Source organism: Sphingomonas bacterium (genome assembly GCF_903643035.1).
Taxonomy (GTDB): Bacteria; Pseudomonadota; Alphaproteobacteria; order Sphingomonadales; family Sphingomonadaceae; genus Sphingomonas.
Genome location: NZ_CAHJWW010000250.1, coordinates 1 through 4,043 on the forward strand (window position 1 = coordinate 1; position 4,043 = coordinate 4,043).

The 4,043-nt window shown below is 67.7% G+C and carries 5 protein-coding genes; 3 read left to right on the forward strand and 2 right to left on the reverse strand.

Annotated elements, in window-relative coordinates; all coding sequences use genetic code 11:
• The first annotated feature begins 851 nt into the window (after positions 1 to 851).
• Positions 852 to 1,007, forward strand: coding sequence for a hypothetical protein (locus HUV01_RS13130; protein WP_174298672.1), 156 nt, complete (start codon positions 852 to 854; stop codon positions 1,005 to 1,007).
• A 7-nt stretch (positions 1,008 to 1,014) separates the two neighbouring features.
• Here HUV01_RS13130 and rtcR read toward each other — a convergent pair whose 3' ends face one another.
• Positions 1,015 to 2,559, reverse strand: a complete 1,545-nt coding sequence (gene rtcR / locus HUV01_RS13135; protein WP_302480057.1) for an RNA repair transcriptional activator RtcR — start codon at positions 2,557 to 2,559, stop codon at positions 1,015 to 1,017.
• Between rtcR and HUV01_RS15355 the strand changes: the two genes are divergently transcribed.
• Positions 2,446 to 2,700, forward strand: a complete 255-nt coding sequence (locus HUV01_RS15355; protein ID WP_302480058.1) for a TonB-dependent receptor domain-containing protein — start codon at positions 2,446 to 2,448, stop codon at positions 2,698 to 2,700. The two genes, rtcR and HUV01_RS15355, sit on opposite strands and share 114 nt — an antisense overlap.
• Positions 2,701 to 2,964: 264 nt before the next feature.
• On the opposite strand, the gene HUV01_RS13145 is transcribed toward HUV01_RS15355, so the two are convergent.
• Positions 2,965 to 3,582 carry a TetR/AcrR family transcriptional regulator gene (locus HUV01_RS13145; RefSeq protein WP_174298673.1) on the reverse strand — a complete coding sequence of 206 codons (618 nt, stop codon included), beginning with the start codon at positions 3,580 to 3,582 and terminating at the stop codon, positions 2,965 to 2,967.
• A 143-nt stretch (positions 3,583 to 3,725) separates the two neighbouring features.
• On the opposite strand from HUV01_RS13145, the gene HUV01_RS13150 reads away from it, so the two are divergent.
• A partial coding sequence (locus HUV01_RS13150; protein ID WP_174298674.1) for an NAD(P)-dependent oxidoreductase occupies positions 3,726 to 4,043 on the forward strand: 318 nt, incomplete at its 3' end.

Sequence of the window (4,043 nt, forward strand, 5' to 3'; positions counted from 1 at the left end):
CATCAGATCGCAAAAGCTAGCCAATCTCGCTGGTGACGGAGATCGCAAGCTAAGATGAAAGCGGGTCCCCGCAACCAATAATGTCACAATCGCCCGATTTCGAAAGAGGTCGGGTGTTGTCGTATCTGTACCACTAAGCAATGCATGCAGATTGCCATGCAGTTGCATCAGGCGATGCGTGCCTCTCTCGCTATCTCTGTTTTGAACCATCATGCCGCCTAAGAGACTTCGTGGCAGGCCTTATACTTGGGTGTCTTTCCGAGCGGCCAAATGGTAGTTTAGCTGTATCACTGCCTCTAGTCGTAGAACCTCGTGATTAGCCGGTGGGGCAGGGGTGAGAACAAGGGGTAATATAGTCAACGCGGCTGTCGCCTCATCTTCTTCCGCCTCCAGCACGGCGAGGTGCACCAGTAACGAACGCGGCGCCTGAGCTTCTCTCTCGATCTGATCGATAAGGGGCGGAGACCGCGATTTTATGATGACGCCTGGCGACTGGCGACAGGGGCCGGGGCGGGATGTCGAGGTCGGCGCACATCTGCCCCCGGCCAGCGACCGGGTGCCGGCATTCATGGGCTGTTTCCATCTTCGGTTCGCGTTCGAGCCGACGGTTGGGCGGATGATGCAGGGTGGGGGCGGGCAGGGCGAAGCGCATACTAGCGATGGCAACCGCGCATCATCGATTCAACTGGATCCACCCCTTCTCGACGGCAATGGCCGTGTCAGCCGCCTGATGAGCCATGCCATGGCACACAGGGCGGGCGTGGGTGCCCATGGGCTCTGGTCCGTCTCCCGAGAGCAACAGGCTGCTCCGGGAGGCGTTGACTCGCGGTGAGTTCGATCGGGGCGAAGCGGTGCGCATAATCCAGCTGCCCGAGCGTTCCGCGCGACGCGTGCTGAGGCAGCCAACCGACGAAGGGCTGCTCGCCTCCATCACGCCCAGGGGGCCAGTGTCGCTGCGCTTCCCGAGCGACACGCTGGAGACGCTGTTTCCGCGCCTCTGCGGTTGAGGTGAGCTCAATCGGCCAGCTGCTGCCAGCTCAGGTCGAAGCGGGCGAGATACTTTCGGAGTCGGTCGGCATCGTTTGAGGAGGTCTTCTGCGCGCGGGAGGCGGCGAACAGCAGGCGGCCTGCCTCGGAGAGCGAGCGGCTGGATCGGCATGTCGCGACCACATGGGCGAGCTGGACGCGGTCGAACGGGTCCAAGGTGGCGAGGGCCGCTTCGGAGAGCAGGACTGCGAGTTGGTCCGTTCTGACCTGGTTGCCGGACCAGAGCCGCTTCAGCCGGGCGATCTCGGACTCCACGCAGGCGAGGTCGATGCGGCCCTTGGGGCTGAAGGTCGCCATGCGGGTGACGCTCGCGGCCAGGTCGCGGAAATTGCCGGGCCAGCGCGCCTCCGGGCGGCAAGCAAAGGTGAGGTAGCGTTCGCGCGCCTCCTTGTTGAACGTCACGCGGTCGCCTTCGCGCTCGGCGTGGCGGTCAAGTTCGTAGTCGAGGTTGGGAGCGATGTCCTCGCGCCGGTCGACGAGACCGGGAAGCGCGAAGGTCCACAGGTTCAGGCGGGCGTAGAGGTCGTCGCGGAAGCTGCCCTGCGCGACGCAGGCGGCGAGATCGCGGTTGGTGCCGGCGATCAGCTGGAAGGCGCTATCCACCTCCTTGTCCGAGCCGACGGGGAGGAAGCGCTTGTCCTCGACCGCGCGCAGGATCATCGCCTGCTCGTCGAGGCCAAGTTCGCCGATCTCGTCAAGGAACAGCACGCCGGTGTCGGCCGAGCGCAGCAGGCCGGGCCGGTCGGCGACTGCGCCTGTGAACGCGCCCTTGCGGTGCCCGAACAGCGCCGACATCGCGCCGTCACCCTTCAGCGTCGCGCAGTTCACCTCGACCAGCGGCCCCTTCACCTGGCGGCGTCCCCGCTTCAGATCGGTGATACGGCGCGCGAGCTGGCTCTTGCCGGCGCCGGTCGGCCCCATGAGCAGGAGCGGCGCCTTGGAGCGGATCGCCACCTGCTCAATCTCATCTATCATGCGGTTGAAGGCGGCGTTGCGGGTGTCGATGCCGGACTTCAGGAAACTGGTGCTCTCGGCAGTCGCGGCGGCGAAGCGGGTGGCGATGCTGTCATAGCGCGACAGGTCGAGGTCGATCGCGGTCCACGTGCCGGCCGCCTCGGTCGTGCCGCGCCGCGGCTGGGTCTGGAGCAGACGGCCGGGGAGGTAATGCGCCTCGGTCAGCAGGAACAGGCATATCTGGGCGACATGGGTGCCGGTGGTGATGTGGACGAGATAGTCCTCCGCCTCCGGGTCGAACGGATAGGCGCGGGCGAAATCGAGGAGCTTGCCATAGACTTCCTCGAAATCCCACGGGTCACCGCGGCGACGACGCCGGCGCAGGAGAACGCCGTCGACATCTTCGCGCCCGTTTACGGCCAGCGCCCCGCCGTCGCGCCGTTCATCAACAATCGCGAGCGGCAGAACTCCTACGGCGTGTACCTGCAGGATCAGGTCGACGTGACCGGTCGGCTGAAGGTCCGGTTCGGCGGCCGGTACGACCGGTTCAACCAGGATATCCGCGACTATCTGGGCCACACCGACGTGGGACAGAGCCCGACCGCGTTCAGCCCGCAGGTCGGCGTCAGCTACGACGTCGCGCGGCCGCTGACGGTATGGACGCGGTTCTCGCGAAGGGAACGCACCGCCGCATGGTGACGCGGAACGTGCTGACGCCGGACTTCGTCCTCGACGCCGTTCGCGAGGAACAGCGCCGGGAACGCCCGTGATGCGCCGCGTTCCGGTGCCGGCGGTCGCCGCGGCGGCCCTTGCCCATTCCGGTCGGCGACGGGCTGCCGGCCGTAGTCCCCCAGGCCGAATATTGCGTCGATACCGGGCCGGGCCGGGTGTGCTGTGGCGAACGGCGATGGCCGGCCCGCTCGTGCCCGCCGCCCGGCCAGGCCGGCAGGTCAGCCCGGCAGCTCAGCCCGTTGCGCCGGCGGCTCGTAGCAGCGCCGCCGCCGCGCGCTTGGCGGCGGTCCTTGGATGCGCGACGCCCTCCAGATACCGTTGGGTGGCCATGCCGTCGAGCAGGATGACGATCTGGTCGGCGAGTTCGGCGCGGCCGGCCAGATCGTCGCGGTCGGCGCGGCCGGGGCGGCCGGCGCGGTCGTCGAGGAGGCCGAGCACATGATCGCGCAGCGCGCGCTTGTAGGACCGGACGATCGCGTGGATCGGGCCTGCGGGTTCGGCGGGCTGGAGGCTGGCGTGGATGAACGGGCAGCCGCGCGGGTCGGCCTTGCCGGCCGTGCCGCTCAGCTTGTCGAACAGCGCGAGGACGCGGGCTTCCTCGGACAGGCCTGTTGTCGCCATGGCGCGGACCTCGCGCAGCGTCGCCTGCGTCATCTCCCCATAGACCGCGAGCGTCAGCGCCTCCTTGGAGGCGAAGTTGTTGTAGAGCGTCATCTTGGCGACCCCGGCGGCGGCGGTGACGTCGTTGATGCCGACGTTGGACGCGCCGCGCCGGGTGAACAGGTCGCGCGCCGTCGCCAGCAGGCGGTCGCGCCCGCTTGCCCGCCTGTCGCCGTTTCCGTGCTGCATCGATCGCCTCGCCTTGACATGCCGCACCCGGCACATAGATAGACCGGTATAGTTAGACCTTTCCACACAAGCGCGCAACGGGAGGCGGACACCGCCATCCTCCCGTCCGGCGCCACGATCCACCCGGCACAAGGACACGCATCATGAAGATCGCCATCATCGGAGCGACCGGCTTCGTCGGCAGCGGCATCCTGTCGGAGGCGCTGGACCAGGGCCATGACGTGACCGCCATCGTCACCAGCCCCGACAAGCTGCCCCGTCACCCCCGGCTAACGGCCGTGAAGGGCGATGTGGGCGAGCAGGACGAGCTTGCGTCCGCGATCGCCGGCCACGACGCGGTGGTCAGCGCCTACAACCCGGGCCGCGACCGGGACGGCGAGGGCGTCCGATCGATCATCGCGGCGGTCAGGCAGGCCGGCGGGCGGCTGGTGGCGGTCGGCGGCTCCGGCACGCTGGAGGTC